The 23322-nt window shown below is 60.0% G+C and carries 23 protein-coding genes, 1 tRNA gene, 1 pseudogene and 1 riboswitch; of the genes and pseudogenes, 9 read left to right on the top strand and 16 right to left on the bottom strand.

Features of this window, described 5'->3' with window-relative positions:
• Window position 1: 1 nt before the first annotated feature.
• From thiS to thiD, 3 genes are read right to left on the bottom strand one after another with little or no spacing between them, the layout of a single operon-like run.
• Window positions 2-199 carry a sulfur carrier protein ThiS gene (thiS, locus tag BMX04_RS16340; protein ID WP_074787957.1) on the bottom strand — a complete coding sequence of 66 codons (198 nt, stop codon included), beginning with the start codon at window positions 197-199 and terminating at the stop codon, window positions 2-4.
• Window positions 183-1169 (bottom strand): FAD-dependent oxidoreductase, encoded by a 987-nt coding sequence (locus BMX04_RS16335; protein ID WP_074787956.1) that lies wholly within the window; start codon window positions 1167-1169, stop codon window positions 183-185. The genes thiS and BMX04_RS16335 overlap by 17 nt, the downstream gene beginning before the upstream one ends.
• Complete coding sequence (gene thiD / locus BMX04_RS16330) at window positions 1166-1960, bottom strand: bifunctional hydroxymethylpyrimidine kinase/phosphomethylpyrimidine kinase (RefSeq protein WP_074787955.1); 795 nt, start codon at window positions 1958-1960, stop codon at window positions 1166-1168. The genes BMX04_RS16335 and thiD overlap by 4 nt, the downstream gene beginning before the upstream one ends.
• 46 nt (window positions 1961-2006) lie before the next feature.
• Window positions 2007-2111, bottom strand: a riboswitch (TPP riboswitch).
• Between the two features lie 54 nt (window positions 2112-2165).
• Between thiD and BMX04_RS16325 the strand changes: the two genes are divergently transcribed.
• Together BMX04_RS16325 and BMX04_RS16320 are read left to right on the top strand one after the other, a co-directional pair.
• Complete coding sequence (locus BMX04_RS16325; protein ID WP_244888573.1) at window positions 2166-3608, top strand: MmgE/PrpD family protein; 1443 nt, start codon at window positions 2166-2168, stop codon at window positions 3606-3608.
• On the top strand, window positions 3605-4576 hold the full coding sequence (locus BMX04_RS16320) for a D-2-hydroxyacid dehydrogenase (RefSeq protein ID WP_074787954.1): 972 nt from the start codon (window positions 3605-3607) through the stop codon (window positions 4574-4576). The genes BMX04_RS16325 and BMX04_RS16320 overlap by 4 nt, the downstream gene beginning before the upstream one ends.
• A gap of 85 nt (window positions 4577-4661) precedes the next feature.
• Here BMX04_RS16320 and BMX04_RS16315 read toward each other — a convergent pair whose 3' ends face one another.
• The 4 genes from BMX04_RS16315 to BMX04_RS19505 all read right to left on the bottom strand — a co-directional run bounded on the left by BMX04_RS16315 (window position 4662) and on the right by BMX04_RS19505 (window position 7447).
• Window positions 4662-5777, bottom strand: coding sequence for a site-specific DNA-methyltransferase (locus BMX04_RS16315; RefSeq protein ID WP_074787953.1), 1116 nt, complete (start codon window positions 5775-5777; stop codon window positions 4662-4664).
• 102 nt (window positions 5778-5879) lie between these two features.
• Window positions 5880-6500, bottom strand: a complete 621-nt coding sequence (locus tag BMX04_RS16310; protein ID WP_074787972.1) for a ribonuclease HII — start codon at window positions 6498-6500, stop codon at window positions 5880-5882.
• Between the two features lie 94 nt (window positions 6501-6594).
• Window positions 6595-7047 carry a hypothetical protein gene (locus tag BMX04_RS16305; RefSeq protein ID WP_074787952.1) on the bottom strand — a complete coding sequence of 151 codons (453 nt, stop codon included), beginning with the start codon at window positions 7045-7047 and terminating at the stop codon, window positions 6595-6597.
• A 22-nt stretch (window positions 7048-7069) separates the two neighbouring features.
• Entirely contained in the window at window positions 7070-7447 is a 378-nt protein-coding gene (locus BMX04_RS19505; RefSeq protein ID WP_074787951.1) for a hypothetical protein, read from the bottom strand.
• Between the two features lie 195 nt (window positions 7448-7642).
• Here BMX04_RS19505 and BMX04_RS16295 point away from each other — a divergent pair, with 195 nt between their 5' ends.
• Both BMX04_RS16295 and BMX04_RS16290 read left to right on the top strand, forming a co-directional pair.
• Window positions 7643-7876 (top strand): hypothetical protein, encoded by a 234-nt coding sequence (locus BMX04_RS16295; RefSeq protein ID WP_050663066.1) that lies wholly within the window; start codon window positions 7643-7645, stop codon window positions 7874-7876.
• Window positions 7877-7901: 25 nt separating this feature from the next.
• Window positions 7902-8606, top strand: coding sequence for a winged helix-turn-helix domain-containing protein (locus BMX04_RS16290; protein ID WP_074787950.1), 705 nt, complete (start codon window positions 7902-7904; stop codon window positions 8604-8606).
• On the opposite strand, the gene BMX04_RS16285 is transcribed toward BMX04_RS16290, so the two are convergent.
• From BMX04_RS16285 to BMX04_RS16260, 6 genes are all read right to left on the bottom strand, one after another.
• The gene (locus BMX04_RS16285) at window positions 8607-9617 is read right to left on the bottom strand and encodes a cytochrome d ubiquinol oxidase subunit II (protein WP_074787949.1); all 1011 of its coding nucleotides are present in this window, start codon (window positions 9615-9617) and stop codon (window positions 8607-8609) included.
• 1 nt (window position 9618) lies between these two features.
• Complete coding sequence (locus BMX04_RS16280) at window positions 9619-11004, bottom strand: cytochrome ubiquinol oxidase subunit I (protein ID WP_074787948.1); 1386 nt, start codon at window positions 11002-11004, stop codon at window positions 9619-9621.
• 670 nt (window positions 11005-11674) lie between these two features.
• A complete protein-coding gene (locus BMX04_RS16275; RefSeq protein ID WP_083398219.1) occupies window positions 11675-13579 on the bottom strand; it encodes a sensor histidine kinase in 1905 nt (634 codons plus the stop codon).
• A gap of 198 nt (window positions 13580-13777) precedes the next feature.
• A tRNA-Arg gene (locus BMX04_RS16270) sits at window positions 13778-13854 on the bottom strand.
• Window positions 13855-14280: 426 nt separating this feature from the next.
• Window positions 14281-14655: a helix-turn-helix domain-containing protein gene (locus BMX04_RS16265; protein WP_074787946.1), complete on the bottom strand. Its 375-nt coding sequence runs from the start codon at window positions 14653-14655 to the stop codon at window positions 14281-14283.
• Between the two features lie 2 nt (window positions 14656-14657).
• Window positions 14658-15482, bottom strand: a complete 825-nt coding sequence (locus tag BMX04_RS16260) for a hypothetical protein (protein WP_139194594.1) — start codon at window positions 15480-15482, stop codon at window positions 14658-14660.
• Between the two features lie 166 nt (window positions 15483-15648).
• Between BMX04_RS16260 and BMX04_RS19155 the strand changes: the two genes are divergently transcribed.
• From BMX04_RS19155 to BMX04_RS16245, 3 genes and pseudogenes are all read left to right on the top strand, one after another.
• A complete protein-coding gene (locus tag BMX04_RS19155) occupies window positions 15649-16197 on the top strand; it encodes a hypothetical protein (RefSeq protein ID WP_139194593.1) in 549 nt (182 codons plus the stop codon).
• Window positions 16194-16571 carry a hypothetical protein gene (locus BMX04_RS16250; protein WP_074787943.1) on the top strand — a complete coding sequence of 126 codons (378 nt, stop codon included), beginning with the start codon at window positions 16194-16196 and terminating at the stop codon, window positions 16569-16571. The genes BMX04_RS19155 and BMX04_RS16250 overlap by 4 nt, the downstream gene beginning before the upstream one ends.
• 243 nt (window positions 16572-16814) lie before the next feature.
• Window positions 16815-17770 (top strand): annotated as a pseudogene (locus BMX04_RS16245) (IS5 family transposase).
• Window positions 17771-18078: 308 nt separating this feature from the next.
• Here the strand turns inward: BMX04_RS16245 and BMX04_RS16240 are convergent.
• Entirely contained in the window at window positions 18079-18651 is a 573-nt protein-coding gene (locus BMX04_RS16240; RefSeq protein ID WP_139194592.1) for a hypothetical protein, read from the bottom strand.
• A 624-nt stretch (window positions 18652-19275) separates the two neighbouring features.
• On the opposite strand from BMX04_RS16240, the gene BMX04_RS16235 reads away from it, so the two are divergent.
• Entirely contained in the window at window positions 19276-19605 is a 330-nt protein-coding gene (locus tag BMX04_RS16235; RefSeq protein ID WP_074787941.1) for a hypothetical protein, read from the top strand.
• A 755-nt stretch (window positions 19606-20360) separates the two neighbouring features.
• Entirely contained in the window at window positions 20361-20729 is a 369-nt protein-coding gene (locus BMX04_RS19150; RefSeq protein WP_139194591.1) for a hypothetical protein, read from the top strand.
• A gap of 46 nt (window positions 20730-20775) precedes the next feature.
• Here BMX04_RS19150 and BMX04_RS16230 read toward each other — a convergent pair whose 3' ends face one another.
• Both BMX04_RS16230 and BMX04_RS16225 read right to left on the bottom strand, forming a co-directional pair.
• Window positions 20776-22143 (bottom strand): IS5 family transposase, encoded by a 1368-nt coding sequence (locus tag BMX04_RS16230; RefSeq protein WP_074787940.1) that lies wholly within the window; start codon window positions 22141-22143, stop codon window positions 20776-20778.
• 254 nt (window positions 22144-22397) lie between these two features.
• Window positions 22398-22976 (bottom strand): nucleoside hydrolase, encoded by a 579-nt coding sequence (locus BMX04_RS16225; protein ID WP_338101075.1) that lies wholly within the window; start codon window positions 22974-22976, stop codon window positions 22398-22400.
• Window positions 22977-23322 lie beyond the last annotated feature (346 nt).

The raw sequence follows: 23322 nt of genomic DNA, 5'->3' as shown, positions 1-23322 counted from the left end.
GTCAGCCCCCTTGCCGAGGGGCCACGATCTCCACGCGATCCCCCTCGTTCAGTCTCTGTTCAGGCCTCAAAGTGGCGGGAACGAAGCCTTCGTTCACCGCTGTTGCCACCTTGGCCTCGCCATAGCCCAACTCGATCAGCAGCGCGTCGAGTGTCGTGGCGGCGGTCTCCTGTGCGGTTCCGTTAACCGTGATCTTCATGGACCAACTCCGATGTTTCGTTCTCGCGCGTAACCAGCCCGGCGGTCATGCGTGCGACGGCAGGCGACAATAGAAATCCATGGCGAAAGAGGCCGTTGACGTGGATCATCTCGTCCTTGCGGGTGATGCGCGGCAGGTTGTCGGGGAAGGCCGGACGCGCGTCGGCCCCGATTTCCATAACTTCGGCCTCGCCAAAGGCGGGGTGGAGCGCGTAGGCGGCAGAGAGCAGTTCCATCACCGAACGGGCCGAGGCGCGCCCCTTCTCCTCGCTCTCGATCTGTGTCGCGCCCAGCATGAACACGCCGTCGCCGCGCGGCACGATATAAAGCGGAAAACGCGGGTGCAGCAGGCGAACGGGACGGGTCAGGGTCACATCACGGCTGCGCAATATCACCATCTCACCCTTGACGCCGCGCAGGTCGGGCAGGGTGTCCTGTGCCGCAAGCCCGCGACAGTCGATCACCGGGCCCGTGGGGGCGGCGTCGCTTTGCTCGAACCGCGCGCCTGTGTCCTCCAACCGCTTGCGCAGATGCAAGAGCGCCGCGCGCGGGTCGATATGCGCTTCGTCTGTGAAGTAGAGCGCGCGGTCGTGGCGGTCGGCCAGATGCGGCTCTAACGCAGCCAAATCCTCGCCGGTGACCAGCCGGTGCCCGGTGGTGCGCCGCGCGAATTGATCGAGTTCGCGACGGTCGCGCTGCAAGGTCACCACGAGCGAGCCGCGACGGATCACCTCGACGCCCTGCGCCTGCCACCAATCGGCGGCCTGTTGCCCCAACCGCACCACCGGCTCTTCTGCGGTGAAACCCTCGCAGAAGGGCGCAAGCATGCCGCCCGCCCACCACGAACAGCCATGCGCGCCGGGCGATGGCGCGGGGTCGCGCAGGGTGACGGCGACGCCACGGTTGATGAGTTCGGTGGCGACGCACAGCCCCACGATGCCCGCGCCGCGGATAGTGACAGCTTCGGTCATGTCCAGACCTCGTGAAAATGATGCACAGGCCCATGCCCCTGCCCGATCTCGAGCGCGTCGGCGGCCAGGATCGCGCGGTGCAGCCAGCCGTGGGCGTCCTCAACCGCTTTTGACACGGTTAGTCCCTTTGCCAGCCCCGCCGCGATGGCGGAGGACAGCGTGCAGCCGGTGCCGTGGGTATTGCGGGTTGCGATGCGGCGGGCGTTGAGGCGCGTCACCTCATCGGCGATCAGCCAGTCGGTGCAGATCTCGCCTTGCCCGTGGCCGCCCTTCATCAGCACCGCCTTGGCCCCCATCACGCGCAGCCGCGCGCCCTGGTTCTGCATTTCGGCATCATTCATGGCCTCAGAACAGCCCAGAAGCGCCGCCGCCTCGGGCAGGTTCGGTGTCAGAAGATCGGCACGCGGCAGAAGCTGCGCGATCAACGCCGCGCGCGCCGCATCCGGCAACAGCCGGGCACCCGATTTCGCAACCATTACGGGGTCGAGCACCACGGGGCCGCGATACCCTTCCAGCGCCCGCGCCACCGTCTTGGTCAGCGCGGCATCACCCAGCATGCCGATCTTGATCGCATCAACCCTGATATCGCCCAATACCGCCGCAATCTGCGCCGCCACGCTGGCATTGGGGATCGGGTGCACATCGGTCACCGCGCGGGTGTTCTGCGCGGTCACGGCGGTGATCACGCTGGTGCCATAGACGCCCAATGCCGAAAAGGTCTTGAGATCGGCCTGAATACCGGCACCGCCGCCGCTGTCGGAGCCTGCGATTGTCAAAGCTGTGGCAATCATCTGCCGTTCCTCTCAGTCTTGCGGGGAACGGACGGGGGGCGCGCGAGGCGTGCATCGGTCCGTTCCCTACGCCGGTGTTAGCCGGATCAGGTTCGATGGGTTGGCGCATCGCCTCTCAGCCCGTGCATTCCGGGCACCCCAACGGAGTTGCCATAGAGGTAACAGTCACGTTGGGCCCTCGCAAGGGGTGAAAGCGGGACAGGATATGTCGCAAACCGTCTGCAAGGCACCACCGTCCTGCGTCACGATGGATCATGGCCAGATCCTGAAAGGCGCGATCATGTTCTATGCCGCCAATCCCCGACAGTTCGACCCGATCGCGCGGTTCGCGCTCGATCCCGACCTTACCGTGCCCGAGGAGGTGCTGTTGCAGACAGCGACCCTGCTCATCGACACGCTGGGGGTTGCGGCAGGGGCGGCGGCGCTCGATGTGGGGCGGATCGCGCGCGAGTTCGCCTGCGATTTTCACGGTGCCGCGCGCGAGGAGCACCGTGCGACGCTGCTTTTCGACGGGCGGCGCTGTGCGATGCCGGGGGTAGCCTGGGCGCTGGCCACGCAGATCGACAACCTCGATGCGCATGACGGGCTGAATGCCACCAAGGGGCATATCGGCTGCGCGTTGGTGCCTGCGCTTTTCGCCTTTGCCGAAGCGCGCCCTAGTCTGACCGGGCGGCAGGCGCTCACCGCACTGACCATGGGCTACGAGGTGGCAGCGCGCGCCGCTGTCGCGCTGCATGCCACGGTGAGCGATTACCACACCTCTGGCGCGTGGAACGCGCTGGGCGTGGCGGCGCTGGGCGCGCATCTGCGGGGAGATACCGAAGAGGTGCTGCGCCACGCACTGGGCATCGCCGAATATCACGGGCCACGCAGCCAGATGATGCGCGAGATCGCCAGCCCCACGATGCTGCATGATGGTTCTGGCATGGGGGCATTTGTCGGGATTTCGTCCCTGTTACAGGCTGAACGCGGGTTCACCGGCGCGCCCGCGATCACCGTCGAGGGGGCCGAGGTGGCGCATGTCTGGGCCGATCTGGGCCGCGACTGGACGGTGATGCGCAATTATATCAAACCCTATCCGATCTGCCGCTGGGCGCATGGCGGGCTCGAATGCCTGCGGGTTCTGGCAGAGGAGGAGGGCGTGACCCCGGATCATATCGAGACGCTGGAGGTGGCCACCTTCGCGCAATCCGCCGCCCTCTTTCCCGGCATGCCCGAGACCACGAGCGAGGCGCAGTATTCGCTCGGCTTCGCGCTCGCGGCCTATCTCGTGCATGGCCGTCTCGGCCCGGCGGAGATTACTGGCGACGCGCTGCGCGACCCGTGCGTGGCGGCGATGCACGCCCGCATCACCGTGCGCGAGGAGCCGCGCCATTCGGCGCGCTTTCCAGAGGGGCGGTGGTCGGACGTCACGGTGCGGCTGAAGGATGGGCGCGAAGTCCACTCGGGTGATTGCAACGCGCGCGGCGGACCCGAGGCGCCGATGCCCGAGGCCGATATTCGCGCCAAGCTGTCGGTGATGGCTGGGGGCACGCTGACAGAGGCGCGGATCGACGCGCTTTGGAGCATGCGCCGCCGAATGCTTGACCAAGGCACCGAATTCTCGCAGCTTGCAAGCCTCGTCACCCCCGAACCGGACGCCCCATGACCGACGCCCCGCGCATCCTGATCCATACCAGTGACCCCGCCCCGATGCTGGCGCGGCTGGCCGAGGTCGCGCCGGAGATCGAGGCGCGCGGGCATGACAGCTATGACGGTCTTGATCCGGTGCTGGCGGAGTTCAGGCCCGATATCGTCTATTCCGTCGCATTCCATGGGCGCGTGGGCTATCCGCGCGCGGCGCTGCTTGGCGCGCATGGCCCGCCATGGATCGCGGTGGGCGGGGCCGGGGTGGATCATCTGACGCCGTGGGATGCCGGGGCGGTGACGGTCAGCAACGCCGCCGGGGTCGCGGCCGCGATGATTGCCGAGTATGTCTTTGGCGCGGTGCTGCATTTCACGCTCGATATCGACGGGATGGCCGCCAACCGCGCGGAACGGCACTGGGAACGCTCTAGGCTGATGACGCCGCTCAAGGGCAAGACCATGCTGATCGTCGGGCTAGGGCATACCGGTCGGGCGGTCGCAGAACGGGCCAAGGCGTTTGGCCTGTGGGTGATCGGCACCCGCGCGCGCCCGCAACCGATGGAGAATGTGGACGAGGTGCACAGCCCCGATGCGTTGCCGGGGCTTTGGGGCAAGGCGGATATCGTGGTGCTGTCTGTGCCGCTCTTGCCCGGAACGCGGGGCCTTGTGAACTCCCGCGCCCTGATGGCGATGAAGCGGGACGCGATCCTTGTCGATGTCTCGCGCGGCTGGGTGCTGGATGGCGCGGCGCTGGTCAATGCGATGCGCATGGGGCACCTGAGGGGGGCCGCGCTCGACGTGTTCGAGACCGAGCCGCTGCCCGGCGATCATCCGCTCTGGGGCCTCGATCGGGTGATCCTGTCGCCGCATTGCTCGGCGGTCTACGACGGTTGGGCGATGCAGTCTTTTGCGCTCTTCCTCGATAACCTCGGTCATTGGCGCAGGGGCGAAAGCCTGTTCAATATCGTCGATCCGGATCGCGGATACTGACACGAAAAAGGCCCCGCCATGAGGGCGGGGCAGGTCAGTGGTGCCCGATCAAGTCAGGCCTCGGGCACCGGCGGTGACCGGGTGATCAGTTGGGCCGCTCTTCCATCTCCGAGCGGATCTGCTGGCGCAGCACGTCGATGGGCACGGTCTTGCCCTCGCGGCGAAAGCACCAATAGGTCCAGCCATTGCAGGAGGGTGCGCCTTCGAGATGCGCGCCGACCTGATGGATCGAACCTTTGACATCGCCGCCGATGAGCGTGCCATCGGCGCGCACCTTGGCCTTGTGGCGCTTGTTCATGGAATAGAGTTCCTCGCCCGGGCGCAGCATGCCCCGTTCGATGAGCGTGCCGAAAGGCACACGCGGCTCGGCGCGTTTGGAAGTCGAGACCTGAAGCGCGTCGCGGTCGTATTTGCGGATATTCGCGAGCCGCTTTTCAGCCACCTTGCGATAGGCGGCTTCGCGCTCGATCCCGATGTAATCGCGGCCCAGCATCTTGGCGACCGCCCCGGTCGTGCCGGTGCCGAAAAACGGATCAAGCACCACATCGCCGGGATTGGTCGATCCAACCAAGACCCGGTGCAGCAGGCTCTCGGGTTTTTGCGTCGGGTGCGCCTTGTCGCCGTTGTCGTCCTTGAGCCGCTCATGCCCGGTGCAGATGGGCAGCACCCAGTCCGAGCGCATCTGGATCCCGTCATTGAGCGATTTTAGGGCTTCGTAGTTGAAGGTGTATTTCGCGCCTTCTTCCTTACTGGCCCAGATCATCGTCTCATGCGCGTTGGTCAGGCGCTTGCCGCGAAAATTCGGCATCGGGTTTGATTTGCGCCAGACCACGTCATTGAGCACCCAGAAACCCGCATCCTGCAACGCGGCGCCCACGCGAAAGATGTTGTGATACGAGCCGATGACCCAGATCGCCCCATTGGGTTTCAGGATACGCCGCGCCGCCGCCAGCCAGTCATGCGTGAACCGGTCATAGGCGGCAAAGCTGGCGAACTGGTCCCAGGCGTCGTCTACGGCATCGACCTGGCTGTTGTCGGGCCGGTGCAGATCGCCGCGCAGTTGCAGATTATAGGGCGGGTCGGCGAAGATCAGGTCGACGCTGGCCTCGGGCAGGCCATTCATCACCTCGATGCAATCACCGTCCACAATCGTGTTGAGAGGGAGCGCAGGCGCGCTCTTTTTCTTGGTCATCGTTTTCATCTTCTGCCTCTGTGCCGGCGCTGATGCGCTCTGGTGTTATTGAGGTCAAAGATGAGTCAAACCCGATTCGCCGTCAATTTCTTTTTTGAATCAGTAGGTTAGTTATTTATCTTGATACAAGATATTGTGGACCGATTTGAAGGAACGTCTATGGTGTGGGGTCACACCGAGATTTAGAAGTGCGTCCTTGTGGCTTTTGGAAGGGTAGCCCGCGTTACGCTCCCAGCCGTAGCCGGGGAACTGTTGCGCCAAATCCCGCATCAGCTGATCGCGCCTTGTTTTCGCCACAATCGAGGCCGCCGCAATCGACAATGACGCGGCATCCCCCTTGATGATCGCACGCGCCGGAAGGGTCAGGCCGCGCGGGATCAGATTGCCGTCGATGAGCGCCATGTCAGGGGCGACATCGAGCCCCGCAATCGCCCGCTCCATAGCCAGATGGGATGCGCGCAGGATGTTGATCTCGTCGATTTCCACGACCGTCGCATGCGCGACCGAGACCTGCGCGCAATGCATCAGCGCGGCACAGAGCGCCTCACGGCGTTTTGCGCTCAGCACCTTGGAGTCGTTCAGCCCATCGGGAATGCGCGCGGGATCGAGGATCACGGCGGCGGCGGTCACAGGCCCGGCAATCGGGCCGCGTCCAACCTCGTCCACCCCGGCAATGCGAGAGAAACCCGCCACGCGGGCCTCGGTTTCATGAAAGAGATCGGGGCCGGTCATGCAGCAGGCAGATCGCATGCCACCCTCAAAATGCAAAGGCCGAAATGCAAAGGGAAGAGGCGCGCCCCTTCCCTTTACCGGCCTGCTCGATGGTTCAGTAATAGCCGTATTGGTTCAGACAGCGGTCACGGTAGATGGTGCGGTGATGCCCGCCCACCCGCACGGCGCAGGCCGACGGCAGTGCGGCATGGCCATAATTGTAGCCGCGCAGGCACCGCCCGGAATAGCCCGAGCGATGGCCGTTATAGACCCGGCATTTACCGGGCAGGTTGACCCGTTTGGCATGACCATAGCCCTTGTCATGGCCGCGCCCGTGACCGCGCCCCGCATGGTGACCGTCATTGTGCCCGCGAGAGACATGGCCGCGCCCGTGCCGATCATTGTCATTGTTGTCATTCGCAATGGCCGCGCCGATCAGCCCGCCCACGATCAGCCCGCCGAGAAGGTTGGCATTGTCGCTGCGGTCCCGGGCGAGCGCGGGGTCGGCAAGACCAAAGCCGAGGCTGAGCGTGGCGGCGGTCAGGATGGTCGTGATCCTGGTGAACATCATACTCTCCTTTCAGCTTGCCTTACTTACCGTAGCGATCGCGGCGATAGTCGGAGCCGTACTGACGGTTCCGTTGCCCCGTGTAATGGCGGGTCCCGTAGTGGCCACGACGAAAGGCGTTGGGATGACCGCGCTGCACGCGTTGACGTGGTGCCGCGCGATACCCGTTATGGCGGCGCGGGGCATAGCCATAGCTCTTGTGACCATACCCGCGCGAGACGTAGTCCCGGCGCTTGTCACGCTTGTTGTCGGCGATGGCCGCCCCCACGATGGCAAGGGCGGCGACCCCTGCGATGATGGCGGCGGCTTCGCCCCGGTCGCGGGCCTCGACGGGCGAGGCGGCAAGGCTTGTGACGGTCATGGCCGAGCCGATGATGAAGGCGATGAACTTGCGGTGCATGATCTTTCCTTTCAGATGGGTGGACGGTGTGTCCCTGGCGTGCGGCCTGCATGACCGTCCGCGATCCACTGAAGGTGGGCCAAGCCTGCCAAGACACGCAATATCGGCCCCATGATATCAGATATCAGGCTCTTTCCGGGTCATTTCGGGTCACGGGATATTGAATAGCCGCGGGGTTCGGCGCATCTTGCCGACATGACACAGATCACACGCCTCACCATCGCCGCCCTTGGCCTGTCTCTTTTGGCCGGGGCCGCGCATGCCGCCTGTCAGGTGGAATACAAGGCCAAGCGCGACAAGCCGCTTGAGCTTTACTATGATGTGACCACGGTCAATGCGCCGTGCTCACAGGCCGAGGCCGCGCTGCGCTCGCAGCTGTCTGCGCGCGGGCTGACCCTGCTCAAGGTGTTGTCGAAGAAGGAAAAGTGATGGTGAGCGACGCGAGGACACGCCGATGCGCGGAATAGAGGCCACGGCGGCGGATGCGCGCCGCGCGGGCAATCGGGTGGTGATCATCGGCGTGGTCGCGATCGTGGCGATCCTGACGCTCGCGGCCATCTTCCTGTTTCTCAGCCTGCCCGACGCCAATGCCTTCAATGCGCGGGTCGAGCGGATCTTCGTCGAGAACGATGCGCTGACCGGCGAGGGCGAGATCAAGCTGCTGGAAATCCTCGCGCTCTCGGGCACGGCGTTTTCGGAAACACTTGTCAGTTACCGGATGGTCATCTTCGTCCTGCTGGTCTTTGCCACGGCGCTACTGGTGGCCGCATTGGTCTTTCTGGTGATGCTGATCACCCTCAATCGCCGGATGGCGCAGATCGAGCGGTCGGGCATTCAGGTCAGTTCCCTCTTGATCAGCCGTGACGAGAAGACCGTCTATCTCAACAATATGGGGTTCAAGCTGACCGATGCCGCGATGGAAACGCTCAGCGTTCTCGCCGAGGCGCGACTTGATGACGATGTGCTGACCGGGGCGGAGATCGAGGCGGTTATCTCGGGCCGCAAGACCGAGGATTGCGAGGAGGCGGCTGGCGCCACCCGGATCAAGCGCCTGCGCGACACCCTCGGCAATCAGCTGGTGAGCGAATTGCTGGTCAAGAATATCGCGCGGCGCGGTTACATGCTTGCCATCGACAAGGACGTGATCCGGGTGCTCTGATCACTCGTAGCTCAGCGCGGTCGCCTTGCCCCGGAACACCCGGTACGAGAGCGCGGTGTACCCCAGGATCATCGGTAGCACGAAGAGCGTGCCGATGAGGATGATGAACAGGCTCTCGGGCGCGCTTGCCGCCTCGTAGATGGTCAGTTTCTCGGGCACCACATAAGGGTAAAAGCTGTAGGCCATGCCGCAGAACGCCAGCGCAAAAAGCGCGATGCTGACGGCGAACGGAAACCACGCAAAACTGTCGTCCCGTGCGGGCAAACGCCGCAGCGCGATCCACAGAAGCGCTACCAGCGCCGCCGAGATAATCGGCAGCGGGGCCAGAAACAGCGCCTCGGGCATCGCGAACCATTTGTCAAAAATGCGCGGGCTGACGAGGGGCGAGGCGAGCGACACCGCGCCAAGGCCGAGGATCAGCCCCCAGATGCCGCCCTTGGCCCAGCCGACCGCCTTGCGCTGCAACGCGCCTTCGGTCTTGAGGATCAGCCACGCCGCCCCGATGAAGCTATAGCCCACCGTCAGGAACACCGCCGTCAGCGCAGCAAAGGCCCATGTCGCCGGGCGCTGTTCCAGACCCATGATATACATGCCCAGCATGTAGCCTTGTGACAGTGCCGTCATCATGCTGCCCGCGTAGAACGACAGGTTCCAAAGACCCTTGCGCGCGGGTGGGGCCTTGGCCCGGAACTCGAACGCCACACCGCGCAGGATGAGGCCGATCAGCATGATCGCCACCGGCAGGTAAAGCGCCGTCAGGATCGCGCCATGCGCCGCCGGAAAGGCCACCAGCAGGATGCCGATGGCCAGCACCAGCCAGGTCTCGTTGGCGTCCCAGAACGGCCCGATAGAGGCAACCATGCGGTCCTTTTCCGCCGGCTCCGCGAACGGGAACAGCACGCCGACGCCAAGGTCGAACCCGTCGAGCACCACGTAGATCAGGATCGACAGGCCCATGAGTGCGGCAAAGGTGAGCGGCAGCCAGAGTGCGGGGTCTCCGAAATAGGTCATGTCATTCTCCGGGAACATGCGCGGCCATCGGCTGTCCGCGCGGAGTGGTGGTTTCGGGCCTGTCCCCGTGCGCCGCCTTGCGCGCGAGGTAGAGGATCGCGCCGATATAGGCGATCAGCAGCGCCGCATAGACCGTGAGATAGGCGATGAGCGTGGTGGCAACCATCGGCGCGGGCACGGCAGCCACCGCCTGTTCGGTGTTCAGCACGCCGGTCACAAGCCAGGGCTGACGCCCGATTTCGGTGGTGTACCAGCCCGCCAGCGTGGCGACCCAGCCCGACAGCGCCATCGGCACCATCGCCCAGAGGACCGGGCGCGGCAGCCCCTCGACCCCGGCGCGGCGGCGCGTCATCAGGATTGCCGCCCCCCAGCTGAGAAACAGCATCGCAAAGCCGGTGCCGACCATCACCCGGAAGCTGTAGAAGACCGGGGCAACCGGCGGATGCATGACGCTACCATCCTCGCCAACGAAATCATTGAGCCCCGGCACTACGCCCGCCGCGTGATGCTTGAGAATGAGCGACGCGCCGTTGGGAATGCCGATCTCGAACCGGTTCTCGCGCGCGGCCTCGTCCGGCACGGCAAATAGCAGTAGCGGCACGTTGCCCCGCGTTTCCCAGTTACCTTCCATCGCGGCCACCTTGGCGGGTTGATGTTCCAGCGTGTTGAGCCCGTGGAAATCGCCCGCGAGGATTTGCAGCGGGATGAGCGCGGCGCCGACGAACACACCAGTGCGCAGCGTCGCGCGTACCGCGTCAGAGCGATCCCCCCAGAGCCAGCGCAGCGCCGAGACGCCCGCGATCAAGAACGCCACGGTGAGCCCGCTCGCTAGCAGCATGTGGGTCAGCCGGTAGGGCATCGAGGGGTTGAAGATGATCGCCAGCCAGTCGGTCGCATGCGCCACGCCGTCGCGCATCTCGAAACCCGCGGGCGTGTGCATCCAGCTGTTGAGCACCAGAATCCAGAAGGCCGACATGGTGGTGCCGAAGGCCACGAGGAACGTCGCCAGCGTGTGCATCCAGACGGGCACACGCGATGCCCCGAAGAGCATGATCCCGAGGAAAACCGCCTCCAGAAAGAACGCCGTCAGAACTTCATAGGCCAGAAGCGGCCCCGCGATATTGCCCACGGCCTCCATGAACCCGGGCCAGTTGGTGCCGAACTGAAACGACATGGTGATGCCCGACACGACGCCCATGCCAAAGCTTAGCGCAAAGACCTTCACCCAGAAGCGATAGGCCTCCATCCACTTCTCATTCCCGGTCCGCTGCCAAGCCAGCTTGAACGCCAGCAGCATCCAGCCCAGCGCGATGGTGATCGTGGGAAACAGGATATGGAACGAGATATTCGCCCCGAATTGAATACGCGACAACAGCAGCGTGTCCATGACGTGACCTCCGGTATAGGTTACATCCTAACATAGATTTGAAACCGATGATTTCGCCCCCCTGCGACAGAGTGCTCAGGGGTGTTCCGGGGGCTGCTTCGGGCTAAACCACATGCTTCACGGCGATGTCGTCTGGCACCTATGGCACACGCGTTTTCGTTGGTGAGAACTGTGGCGCACGACGGCTCGGAGGCCAGAGCGTCAATTGTGTTAGAAACGAACCTCGGCTTGGCTTGGCCTGAACCCGAGATATGCACCACCCGCGCGAAACGCACCGAAGGTGCCGCGTGATCGCCGGGCCGTCCCGCGGCCTGGCGATTTGAGAAGTTGCGCGACGTGTCGAGGATACAATGACTTGGCTGGCATAAAGTACCCACCACGACCGTTGCTTCGCCAGTCCCCGGCCCTGCGATCACGCGGCACCTTTTGGCGGGGTGCTATGTCCGCTCCAGGCCAATGGCCGACCTTGATCCCGACTTTCACCAAGAGCAACTTTGTCCGCGCGGTAGCCACTCGATCACAGAGTGCTGATCGTCCGTTCAATTCATAACCTCGGGTTGCAACAATCCTGTTGCAGGTGCTTGTGAAACGTTGCTTGCGGCGCTCACAGGCAAGCACTGGTCGATGCGCCTTGGTGTGTTTTGGGACCCGCCTGCCGACTTCGCAGCCGTCATACCGGATCGGTGCGGGGCAGGTGGATGCGAAAGCAACTGCCTTCGTCGGGGGTGGAGGTGACGCTCAACTGTCCGCCCGCGCGGGTGATCAGGGTCTGGCTGATCGACAGGCCGAGGCCGGTGCCCTCGGCCTGCTTGGTGGTGTAGAACGGATCGAAAATACGCTTGCGCACCTCCGGCGTGATGCCGTGGCCGGTATCCTCGACATGGATCGCCACGCCGTCCCCCTCGTCAAACACCCGGATCGTCAGCGTGCCGCCCCCGGCCATCGCATGCACCGCGTTGAGGATCAGGTTGACGATCACCTGCTGCAACTCGGTCCGCGCCATCAGCACCGTGCGGGTGCTCTTCAAATGCAGCTTGACCGTCACGCCCGCCGCCTCGATCTGGTGCCGCGTCAGCACGAGGCAATCGCGCGCCACCTCGGCGGGCTGGATCGTGCTGCTGGCACCGGAATATTCCTCTGGCTTGGCGAATTGCAGCAGTTTCGAGACGATGGCGCTGATCCGGTAGACCTGATCGTCAATCAGGTCGAACTCGGTCTTGACGGCATCGGCCTCGTGCCTGAGCGTCGCCCGGGCGACCTCCAGATTACCCTGAATGACGGCGATGGGATTGTTGATCTCATGCGCCACGCTGGCGGTAATCTCGCCCACGGCCGCCAGTTTTTCAGACATGATCAGGCGTTCAGTGGTCTTTTCCAGCTTGCGATTGGCATCGCGCAGATCGCGGGTGCGGGCCTCGACCTTGTGCTCCAGGCTCTCACCCCATTCGCGCAGCTGGCGGTCGCGTTCCTGTATCTGGTCCAGCAAATCGTCGAGATGCGCCGCGACCTGCGCAATTTCGCCGGTGTCCGCCGTGGGGCGGTTGCGCGCGTTCAGGTCACCGGCCTCCACTTGCGCGATGGTCTGGGTCATGCGTTCCAGCGGACCAAAGATATGCCCGGCCCATCGCAGGAAGATCGGCACCGACAGGATCGCGATCAGCACAAACAGCGCGGCGAGGATGACGATGGTGTTGGTCTTGGCGGCCTGAAAGGGCGCCTCGAGAAAGCCGACATAGAGCATGCCGACCCGCGCGCCACGGCTGTCCACGATGGGCTCATAGGCCGAGATGTACCAGTCATTGACCACGAACGCCCGGTCGAGCCAGGTCTGCCCCTCGCTCAGCACCCGCGCCCGCACCTCGGCCGAGACCCGCGTGCCGAGCGCGCGCACGTTCTCGAAAAGGCGCACATTGGTCGAGACGCGCACATCCTCCAGAAAGAGGGTCGCGGTGCCCTTGCTGCCCTCGGGCAGGCTCTGATCGCGGTAGACCAGCGCATTGATCGTGTCGATGAAATCGAGATTGCGGTTGAGCAGCATGCCCCCCACCAATGCGCCGGGCCGCCCGTCGGGCAGGGGGATCGGGGCGGCGGAATGGATGATCATGCCGCGATCCTCGACCGCGCGGTCGGTGGGCACGGCGGCGCGCGTCTCGACCAGTCGGATCGCCGCCTGCTCTGCCATGCCGGGCGCAAGCGCGTCCATCTGAGCGGGGGTCAGGATATCCACCGCGCTGCGCCACTGACCCTGCAAGGCGCTGCGCACCACGGGCCAATCCGACGGGCCGAACCCGTCCCGCGCGGTCGTGCCATCGGTCAGGTAGAGAAAATCGAGCCCGAGTTTCTCGCGCTCCGCCTCCAGCAGTGCCGCCCGTGCCTGCGGTGTCTCCATCGCCGCGCGCAGGGCCACGGAGTTGGCGATGGCATCCAGCCGCTCGCCCGAATTCTCCAGCAGCCGTTTGAGGTATTGGTCGGCGATGGTGAGATCGCCATTGACCTTGGTGATCAGCAGATCGTCGATCCTGCCGGTCCAGCGCAGCGTGGTCCCGCCGAGCAAGAGCGGCAGCAGCACCAGCATGGGCAAGAGCGCGATCACCAGAAGACGGATGCGGACCGATCCGAAGAGCCGCACCAGAACTCCCGGTCCCCGCTCTGACGGTGCGTCCAAGTTCCCGCCTTTCCTGTGCAAAACGTCCGTCCCTCCCCTGCCAGACCCATAATGCCCGATTGCCGCTGACACTCCAGAGGCTTTTCATATCGCTCATGTCACGTGATCTGGCGACCCCGGCAGGATTCGAACCTGCAACCTGCCCCTTAGGAGGGGGCTGCTCTATCCAGTTGAGCCACGGGGCCTTTATTGTTTTTCAGATACTTAGATGTGAAGCTTGGTAGATTTGTCTCTATTTTGTCTCCCAATTGATTGATGGCGAAAACGACGGCCCCACATTCATCGCAACTGCCTCTCCACGGTTTACCATCGTAGGTTTCGTAGACACCAGTGCAGTTGTGGTCAATGCACCAACCTTGGGACCACCGTCACAAAGGTTCGTCAAGACGACCTCCTATTTGAAAATCACGCAACTAGATCAGGCTGCGCGATAGCGAACTTGAGCCAAAGCTCGAATGTCCGTTAGCCAATGATAAGATTGATAAATACCCTTTCTTAGTATTCTTCTCTTCGTCTTTTTACCTGTGTATTCTTAGTGTCAAAATTTTGGACACGCAGAAGTGCCGATATGCGACATCCAGATGTCCAAATTTTTGACATCTGGATGTGTGCTATTTGTTGGACGCTGTTGATTGCAGCCCCCTTGCGGTCATGAACAAGGTGTATGTATTCGGTTTGCCCAGGCCGCGCCGTTTGATCGAGATGTAGTCCTTTCGCTCAAGCTCTTTGATGTGGGTGTTTACACTCTGCCTTGATATGCTGAGATCATCGGCCAATCGGTCTTGACCCGGAAAACACGAATTGTTGTGCCATGCGTAGGAGAGCAACATCGCGTAGACCAGCTTGGCGCCTTGTGAAACCCCCTTGGCCCGAAGCAACGCATTGGGCACTTGCGTGAACCCGCCCTGGGTAAAGACATCGCCGCCCTTGATGACGATGTTCTTCTCTTGGATAACCTCTCCAATCGACTTCATTTTCATAGCCATTATTATACATCATGCACCGTCGGATTTGGTGCATCGTAGCGCACAGGGTCGGTGGTTTGTGTCGGCTCACTTGCTCGCTGTCGGGGTCGCTCAAGTCGCCCGCCAACTGCGATCGTCTCAAGTGTCCCGAGCATCTGCTCAGCAATCTTGACGACATCGCCGCGCTGACCGCGAGACGATACGATCTCTTCGCGCAAGAACTTTGCGCTCTCTTTCGCTTCCGACAATTGCTCTTTCAATCCGGCGTTCTCTGCCCTCAAGCTGGCCAGTTCTGCGGCGGCATGCAGCGGCGTGGCAGTTTCATGCGCCGGCACATCGCTGCGTGCAACCGCATCCTCAACTGCATCCACCTGCACGTTGCCGCGTGCAGGTTCATCTACTGGTGCATGCTGCGGTACGTCGGTGGAAATAGCCTCATCTGCACCTGCATCCTGTTGCACGATCGCTGCACCTGAACTGACATGGCCAACATTCTCAGCGATCATGTCCGGCAGAAGTTTGCGTTCGAGCATCAGAAGGGAAGTCTCGGTGGTGAAGTAACGACTGAGAAGCCCAAGCTTTCTACAGTCAAGATCACCAGAGCGACACCAACGTTGAACCGTGTCTTTGGACTTCGTCAAACCTTTGCCTCGAAAGTGCTCGCGCACCTGCTCAACAGAGATCGTGTAGTCGTCCTGCTTGGAAGCTGCATGCCCCTGCATGATATCAGGTGGCGCTGTATCCTGCTGCAAAGTTCTATTTTGTGGGGTGGTTTCTGCTGCACGCTCCTGTGATGCAGGCTGAATCAGCGGCTCACGCCGACGTGGGCTGGTGAAATCTGTTGTCATATGGCTTCAGTTTAGCACGCCGGGATCAATCGGTCTGCTGAGCAAAAATTACCATGCGCGAGGACCCGATCGAACCAGCCCTTTAGAATTTCTGGAGGAGCAATCGTAACCGCCATTATACATACTAGGTTGCAAACGATCCCATACGGGCATTAGACCTGTTCACGTGGCTTTATGGAACTCGATTTTGACGGTGGATTTGGCACTCTGGCTCACAGGGGTTGGCACCCTTGCGTCTATAGCAAGCATGATCGTTGCTATCAAACAGGCCCAAAAGGCGTACAAAGCGAACCAAAGTGCAAGGGCGGCAATGGCTACAGTTCAATTATCTGCCGTGGCAGAGCGCCTAAAAACCGCTCAGGAACATATCCGAGATGTAGCACCCGGAAAAGTAAAACAACGCGGACGCCAATTTGAGCCCAAGATAGCTTCGATACGACAAGAGTTCGATACCGCCTTGGGTGCTTTGCCAGCCGTAGGAGCAGGCAGCACAGCTCGTGGGCTGTTGGTTAGGGCACAAGGCCATCTAAATACCTACCAATCCTTGCCTAAACCGAAAGGCGACCCTCAACTGGAAAATCTTCCAGTAGAACCGAAAAAAATTGAGGTAGAACAAGAGAAACTGCGAGAAGAATGGCAAGCACTGCAAGGTCGAGTCCAAGATGCAATTTCTGATCTAAGATCAACAGCTTTTGATACTGGTGAGCAACAATGACAGAAGTCGAAATCATTCAAGCTATAGAAAAACTTCGTTATCATGTTCGGATTCTTGGTGAATCCATTGACTACGACAAGCACCCTGTCGAAGCTCTCATACTTGGAAATGATTGGGGCCCCAAAGATCTTGACCAGGCTCATGACATTTTTGAAGGTTGGGACAAGCGCCTCGAAAAAGGGGAAGAGATGAACAGCGGCTCGTTTGAGCATGCATTCAAGGAAAGACTTGGAGTCAGTTATCAAGGGCTTAAGTCAATCATTTTGGCTTTTTACAGCAACGACCAATGGACGAATGTGTGCGAAGCCTATGTTGATAGTTTTGGCAAAAACCCGTCAGTCGAATTCGCTATGATTGCACGGCGGGAACGCTGACTTCTTATATCAAATAGCGGCCACGGACACCGAGACGATTTTTCCTTAGAAAATATCGACGATTTTCATCTGCGTTTCTTTGCGACTGTCTTCACGGATAAACCGGTCTTTCGGGACGTAATCTGCAACAGGTTCCCCGTCAACAACGCTTTGAAATCTGGTAACCTTAAGGAACGTCTGAAAAACCTGCCAATTTCAGCCTGATCTGGTAGGCTTCGGTAACGCTTTCGAGGAGCCTTGCCGATGTCGAAACAGCCCGCTTTTCCCGGCCTGCGCGATGCAATGAAGAAGAAGGTCACGCGGCGCGAACAGTTCCTGGCCGAGATGGATGCGGTGGTGCCATGGTCGCGGTTGTTGGCGTTGATTGCCCCGCACTATCCGAAGGCCGGGCCGAAGGGCGACCGCCCACCGATGCCGCTGGAGACGATGCTGCGGGTCTACTTCCTGCAAAACTGGTATGCCCTCAGCGATCCGATGGCCGAAGAGACGCTCTACGACAGCGAGGCGATGCGCCGGTTCGCCGGGATCGAGCTGGGTGACGACCGCATTCCGGACGAGACCACGATCCTGAACTTCCGTCATCTGCTGGAGCGGCACGGGCTGACCGAGGCGATCTTTGCGGACGTCAACGCGCATCTGGCCGACAAGGGCATCACGCTGCGCTCGGGCACGTTGGTCGATGCGACGATCATCGACGCGCCGTCGTCGACGAAGAACAAGGCGGGCGCGCGCGACCCCGAGATGTCGTCCACCAAGAAGGGAAACGACTGGTATTTTGGCATGAAAGCCCACATTGGCGTAGATGCCGACAGCGGCGTTGTTCACAGCTTGGACACCTCGACAGCCAAGCTCCACGACAGCCAAGTGTGGGATGACCTTCTGCATGGTGACGAGACCTCCGTCTGGGCCGATAAAGGATATGTGAGCGCCGAGCGCGAGGCCGCGTTCAATGGGCCGGGCAAGGTCTGGGGCGTCATGCGTAAGGCCCGAAAGGCGGCAAGCTGCATCCCCTCGACGAACGGATCAACCGGGTGATCGCTATGGTGCGGGCCAAGGTCGAGCACCCGTTCCGGATCGTGAAGCGCCAGTTCGGCCACATGAAAACCTGCTATCGGGGCCTCGCCAAGAACCGCGCCCAGCTCTTCACGCTGTTCGCGCTTGGAAACCTGTTCCTGGTGCGAAGGAGACTGATGGCATGAGGACGAGTCTGCCCAGAATACGCCAAACCGCCGAAATGGCGGCCCTGAAGCCGCTTAGTCGGCCGCAAACAACCCGTCTCACGCCTTCCAAGACCATCAAGCCATAATCTCGACGCAGCCGAACCCGTTGATCAGACGTTCCCCAACTGTTCCATCCCGGATGATCACATTTCCCCTCGGCGATCTGCCCTCTTCATGGCAAGATCAGTTCTGAGGATATTCGGGACGGGGGACGACCATGCTGATCCATGCGGCACACTCGAACCGTTTTGGGTCAGCGTGCGGCCGCGCTGCACTGTACTGCCTGATCAGCCACCTGTTTCTGTTTCATCGAAGGCTGCCTCCATCTTGTCAAGCCAGTCCCAATAGGCTTCAAGGGCGTCGCTGTCATCAGCGACATGGACTAGCATTACCCCGTCAACCTCTTCTTCGTAGAGGATGCCCTCCCAGATCAATCCGTTGATCAGCGTACGGCGATCGCCCTTTCGCGTGTCCTGAGCGTAGGATCTTTTAACTAAATACTCATAATCGAGCGGCCCTTGCGCATCGATGAGATCTAAAACTGAGCCGATGATCTGAATGCGCTGTGCGGCCTCGATGTTGTTCTCACGGATCAGCGGTGCGGCCTGAGCCGCTGCACCGAACACCGCGCCGAGCAGGTGCAGCACACCGCTCACGACCAAGCCGCCCTCTATATCGCTCGCTGCACGTTTGATGCTGCGACCGTGCTTCTCTTTCGCTTCGGCAATACGATCTGCGCTGTTGCTGTAGGCCTCGGCACTGTCGAGAATCTCTCCTGACAGCCCTTCAACATTATCGTTTAGGTCCTCAAGTAGCTCTTTGCGGGTCGGCATATTCAGAGCCTCGCTGTAGCTGCCCAAGCGGTATAGTTTCTTAAAATAGACGTTTTTACCGGGCACGTCGACAGTCTAGCTTGCACTGCCTCCTGCCCCCCCCTGACGCAACCTGAGCGCCAAAAACCGTGGGTTCTGGGCACCCTGCCCGTCCGACCCAAGATCAACGAGTTACCAGTCCCAAAAACCCCGTGCACAACCCCATAGCTCTTGACACGTTTCTGACCAACCGGCCGGGAGCTGTCTCAGTTCTGCTTTTCATTAGAAGCGGAACCTTGGGGCGGCGGCAGAGCTGAGATACAGAGATGAATTATAGGTCAGCACATGTAAACGCCATTCAGAAATGTCACCGATTGCGCAAAGCAGAAGTGTCACCAAGAGTGCTGACGGTAGCAAGGCTTAGCAGCCCAATAGTGGGTGTTATGAGAAGCAACTTGCACAGAGCGAAGATCGCGCAAAGGTTGCGTGAAAACGGTTTTAAGGAACAGGTCAAGTAAGGTTGTTAAAATACACCATCTGACGCCCAAGCCACGGCTCAGTGTGCCAAGAGGGTTGACCGGGCCACAAAAAGTGACAGTGTTAAAATAATACATTCTACTTGGAGAATGTTGACTTGAATAAATCGCTATTTTTTGAAATCAGGAGAACTTTATGAGCCGAGGAAGTAACATTCTAGCAGCAAGTGCCGCGCTTTTTGCACTCGCAGCGCCCGCAGTGGCTGGCAATATGGCGGATTGCACCTACAAGGGCTCTATTTCGGGGAAGACAGCCACCATCGTGGTACAGGGCAGCGAGCCGGTGTCTTACCGATGGGGAAATTACAATGCGAAGAAGGTTTCCCAGGATGGTAATACCATTTACATTGATGCAGCGACCCTAGCAAATCTGAGTGTTGGCGCTACCCAGAGTGGCAAACCCGCCTTTCAGGGGGTTTGGCGGTACAAAGGCAACAACGAGAACGTCACGTTTATCTGCCGCTAGGGGATTTTAAAAAATCGGGAGCGGGCATTCATCTTGCGAATTTGATATAGTTGCCGGGGCGTATGAGTAAACCATGCTCTGGTCATGAAAAATGAAGGCCCCACCAGAATTCTAGTAGGGCCTTCATCCGCTTAAAGCGGACCTCATAACAGTCCAGAAACCGGTGGGTTTCGGACGCTCTGCCCGCCCAACTCAAAATCATCGAGTTTCGATGCCCAAAACCCCCTGCTCAATCCCGAAGGTTTTGGCACGTTTTTGGCCAACCAGCCGAGAATTGGCCTAGTCCCGCTTTTGATTAGAAGCAGAATCTAGGCTCAAACGGCAGGTCTGAGCCCATTTTTCCCGATGCTGCGTGATGCACTAATGTCCGCTAACACAGGGGGTGACAAAAACCGTCAAGAACCGCTTAGGTTTTGAATGGGGTTTGTGGCGGCGCAAGACAGGGCGAGGAGCGATTGACGAAGAGACAGGGAACAAGCCTGCCGGTGCTGTGGTGTCAATGTCTTCGGCCAAGGATCGAAAGCCGGATCACCCACGCCCCGTGACAGGAAGTCGTCCTCAGATCACAGATTAGATGCCCGCATCACAGCATAGCGTTTCCAAGAGACTTGATCTGGGCGCAAAATAGCGACAGCATCCAGAAGAAGGTGTTCTAATCGGGGAATATCCGCTAAGGAGGCGAACATCCCAAATTTCTATTTCAAACCTAAAACAATCGTGGAAGACTTAAATCTATAAAAAGAAGGATGCTTATAATGAAAAATTTCATGGCTTCTAGTGGAGTCACTTGCGCTCTAACCGCAGTGGCGTTTGCCGTTATTCCTGCATGGAGTCTGGCCGCAGAAAAATTGAACGCAAACCAAGTTTTGGAGACCTTCGTCGGGACGCCATGGCATTCAAAGTCCGGGGCATTTCTCTTCCAAAAAAATGGTCAGTACACCTACCAGAGGTTTGGAACGAGTGAGCCCGCTGGCGTTTGGGAGTACCAGTTGGCTAGCGATGGCACGGTTTCAGGCCGTTCCACCGATTACAAATTCTATCGTCGCGATGATGGCAGTTACTTCTATTTTCATAGCCGCACTAACAAAAATTATAACGCATACCCCAACAAATCATTTCCATAAGAACTAAACACCTGGGATGCTTATTAGTCCGCACTGAACATCGCTTTCAGGCCGCAATTTTGTCGACGTGGTCTCTTCGGCCGTACGTCATTTCGGCGTCAAAGATCATACAGGTCAGTTGGATCAGCGAGATAAGCTGACGCAAAACCTCCCTCAGGTGTCTGAGGATCATGCGGATGTTGTGGCCGCAGCCGCAGAGCACGGCGAAGAGGGCATCGCCGTCGGTTCCTTTCAGGGTGCTTCGCGTTAGTCGACCGTCGGTCTTCATGTGGCCGATCATCGGTTCGATCGCACTGCGCCGTCGAAGGAGCTTGGCAATGGTTCTGGTGACGCCGCGCCGGGCTCCACTGATGAAGACCTTCACAGTCTCGACCCCATGGCCCCGGTATCCGCGATCGACGAAGGCCATCTGTGGTCTCTGATCGGTCAGGATTTCGATCTGCTCCAGCGCCTCGTGAAGCGTGTGACCGTCATAGGGGTTGCCGGGCAGCGCCCGCATTCCGATCACAAAGCCGCCCCTATTGGTTGTGGCCACGCTGACTTTGGTCCCGAACTCGTAGCGCTTGTGCGCCTTGCCCTTCGATATGCAGTCCACCGTCGGTTCGTGCAGACTGTAGAGCTTTTTCTTGTCCTTCAGCTTCTGCGCCAGCAGCCGGTTCACCAACGCGATCATCTCTACCAGGCGCCCCTTCAGCGCCCCGTCCGGAACTTTACCCAGTTGCCGCTCAATGTCGCGCAGCACGCGCCCGGTATAGCTCTTGAGCCGACGCAGCGCCTTGCGCATCCGCTTGAACTGGCGGGCGTGGGCATAGCGCCCGACCTGAACGGCCAAACGGGGCCCGAGACGGTTGTAGTTCTGCCGCAGTCCGATCCCGGCCTCGCGGGCCAGCCCGACCAGTTTGCACCTTGCCGTCTCGTAGAGCCGGGCGTCGGTAGGATGGGCAATATTCTTTTCCATCACCGTAGTATCGACAGTGACCCGCTTGAGGTCGTTGCTCTTCACTGCCCCAGTGCGCTTTCCGGCCTCGATCGTCTGGGTCAGCATCCACTCAACACCTTCCTCGCCTATCCGTTGGCGCCAGCGCGTCAGGGAGGACGGATCAATCGGCAGACGGTGCTGGAAGAACATCTCACCGCAGAAATGCTGCCAGTATGGGTTCTCCGCCCACCGGGCCACGACCACCTCGTCCGAGAGCGCAAAGGCATGCTGGAGGTAAAGAAGCCCGGCCACCAAACGCGGCTCGCTCGCCGGGCGACCCGTATGGGACGGAAAGAACCCAGCCCATTCCCGCTCGAAGACCTCCCAGTCGATCAGGGCGGCAAGTTTCACCAGCTCATGCCGCATGTCGATCATCTCCACCAGGCGGGAGCGCAGGAGATCGTCTTGTTCCGGAGGACGTTTTCTCGGCTTCATATCGTGGCTCGAAATTGCAGGGTTCCTGCCGAGATGATACCAAACCCTGCAATTAACGCCCAACAGAATCGACCTGTTTATAAACAAAATCAAATACCTGGCGGTTGTTCAGACCGGACTTATTATTCTCTGATTGTGGCTCTATCAAGCATGAGAAGCGGTTTGTCGGTTCGAGCTTGTGGTTGGTCGCCAGTTTTGCGCCGTTACCATTCTATCAGGGAGATGTTTGGACGTTCATGGAATCAGAATCTTCTTCAGTCACAGAAGGTGAAGTAAGAATGCTGGGTTGAGGAAAGAATAAGATCATCTCCGGCCCTGATATTCACGTAACGGCAGCGCAAACGATTGTGATATGGCGAGACTGCCATTGCCGCGACCACATCAAACGGGGGCAATCTAGTACCGAACCAAAACCGTGTCTTGCGGTGCCAAGCTTGTTGCGCTTTTTGGGCAAAACCCACCGGCATAAAGCTGTTGGGCACAGTGGTGTTCATCGCTGCCCGAAATCCGACGAAGGTGGTTTTGATGCCTTTATCATAAAGCAGCGGCAACACCGCTTTGTATGCCAGCCGATCTTTGACGTAGTTCATGTCCCGCACCTCTTTGCCGCCAGATTTAGCGTAAAATCGATCACCCGGTGAACGCCCAGAGACAAACACGATTTCACGCGTGCGTTTCAGCACTGTCGGGTAGCTCCCGATCAGCTTTGCAAGGTCAGTAGCAGGTGACAACACCAAAAAGGTTACATCACCCCGGCCCTGTTCGATTAGCCTAGTTACTCGCTGGTGTGTCGCGGCACTTCGCTTTGTTCTCGGCCGAGACCCCGGCAACACCAAGAGATCGGGAAACTTGGAAAGTCCCAGATCGTATGAGCGTTGCGCCGAGGCGTTTCCTCCTGCGGCCACTACTGCGAGGATGTGAACTGTGTCTGTGCGCCGAAGCGCTTCTACCGCCAGACAGTCATCAGGATCACCCGCTCCGTTGTCAGTGCAGGCAAAGTCGGCAAAGATTACCAACGTCCGTTCATGCGCCGATACTGGCGCACAGAGGGTAACCAACAACAATGCGATGAAATTTGACCGAAGTATAACCCGTAAAATGTTAGCGATCTCTCAAAATGTGTAGACTCTATCTCAAAATTGTTGCCTCATTCTGCTTTAAAAGCAATACCTAGGAACG

It is taken from the genome of Roseovarius tolerans (assembly GCF_900109855.1).
Lineage (GTDB): Bacteria > Pseudomonadota > Alphaproteobacteria > Rhodobacterales > Rhodobacteraceae > Roseovarius > Roseovarius tolerans.
The sequence above is the reverse complement of the archived record's forward strand: the minus strand, read 5'-3'. Positions and strand labels throughout refer to the sequence as shown.

Excerpts from the sequence above, each read along its gene's own strand:
- thiS (WP_074787957.1), bottom strand. The coding sequence starts at position 199 with ATGAAGATCACGGTTAACGGAACCGCACAGGAGACCGCCGCCACGACA.
- BMX04_RS16335 (WP_074787956.1), bottom strand. The coding sequence starts at position 1,169 with ATGACCGAAGCTGTCACTATCCGCGGCGCGGGCATCGTGGGGCTGTGC.
- thiD (WP_074787955.1), bottom strand. The coding sequence starts at position 1,960 with ATGATTGCCACAGCTTTGACAATCGCAGGCTCCGACAGCGGCGGCGGT.
- BMX04_RS16325 (WP_244888573.1), top strand. The coding sequence starts at position 2,166 with ATGTCGCAAACCGTCTGCAAGGCACCACCGTCCTGCGTCACGATGGAT.
- BMX04_RS16320 (WP_074787954.1), top strand. The coding sequence starts at position 3,605 with ATGACCGACGCCCCGCGCATCCTGATCCATACCAGTGACCCCGCCCCG.
- BMX04_RS16315 (WP_074787953.1), bottom strand. The coding sequence starts at position 5,777 with ATGAAAACGATGACCAAGAAAAAGAGCGCGCCTGCGCTCCCTCTCAAC.
- BMX04_RS16310 (WP_074787972.1), bottom strand. The coding sequence starts at position 6,500 with ATGACCGGCCCCGATCTCTTTCATGAAACCGAGGCCCGCGTGGCGGGT.
- BMX04_RS16305 (WP_074787952.1), bottom strand. The coding sequence starts at position 7,047 with ATGTTCACCAGGATCACGACCATCCTGACCGCCGCCACGCTCAGCCTC.
- BMX04_RS19505 (WP_074787951.1), bottom strand. The coding sequence starts at position 7,447 with ATGCACCGCAAGTTCATCGCCTTCATCATCGGCTCGGCCATGACCGTC.
- BMX04_RS16295 (WP_050663066.1), top strand. The coding sequence starts at position 7,643 with ATGACACAGATCACACGCCTCACCATCGCCGCCCTTGGCCTGTCTCTT.
- BMX04_RS16290 (WP_074787950.1), top strand. The coding sequence starts at position 7,902 with ATGCGCGGAATAGAGGCCACGGCGGCGGATGCGCGCCGCGCGGGCAAT.
- BMX04_RS16285 (WP_074787949.1), bottom strand. The coding sequence starts at position 9,617 with ATGACCTATTTCGGAGACCCCGCACTCTGGCTGCCGCTCACCTTTGCC.
- BMX04_RS16280 (WP_074787948.1), bottom strand. The coding sequence starts at position 11,004 with ATGGACACGCTGCTGTTGTCGCGTATTCAATTCGGGGCGAATATCTCG.
- BMX04_RS16275 (WP_083398219.1), bottom strand. The coding sequence starts at position 13,579 with ATGCTGGTGCTGCTGCCGCTCTTGCTCGGCGGGACCACGCTGCGCTGG.
- BMX04_RS16265 (WP_074787946.1), bottom strand. The coding sequence starts at position 14,655 with ATGGCTATGAAAATGAAGTCGATTGGAGAGGTTATCCAAGAGAAGAAC.
- BMX04_RS16260 (WP_139194594.1), bottom strand. The coding sequence starts at position 15,482 with ATGACAACAGATTTCACCAGCCCACGTCGGCGTGAGCCGCTGATTCAG.
- BMX04_RS16250 (WP_074787943.1), top strand. The coding sequence starts at position 16,194 with ATGACAGAAGTCGAAATCATTCAAGCTATAGAAAAACTTCGTTATCAT.
- BMX04_RS16235 (WP_074787941.1), top strand. The coding sequence starts at position 19,276 with ATGAGCCGAGGAAGTAACATTCTAGCAGCAAGTGCCGCGCTTTTTGCA.
- BMX04_RS19150 (WP_139194591.1), top strand. The coding sequence starts at position 20,361 with ATGAAAAATTTCATGGCTTCTAGTGGAGTCACTTGCGCTCTAACCGCA.
- BMX04_RS16230 (WP_074787940.1), bottom strand. The coding sequence starts at position 22,143 with ATGAAGCCGAGAAAACGTCCTCCGGAACAAGACGATCTCCTGCGCTCC.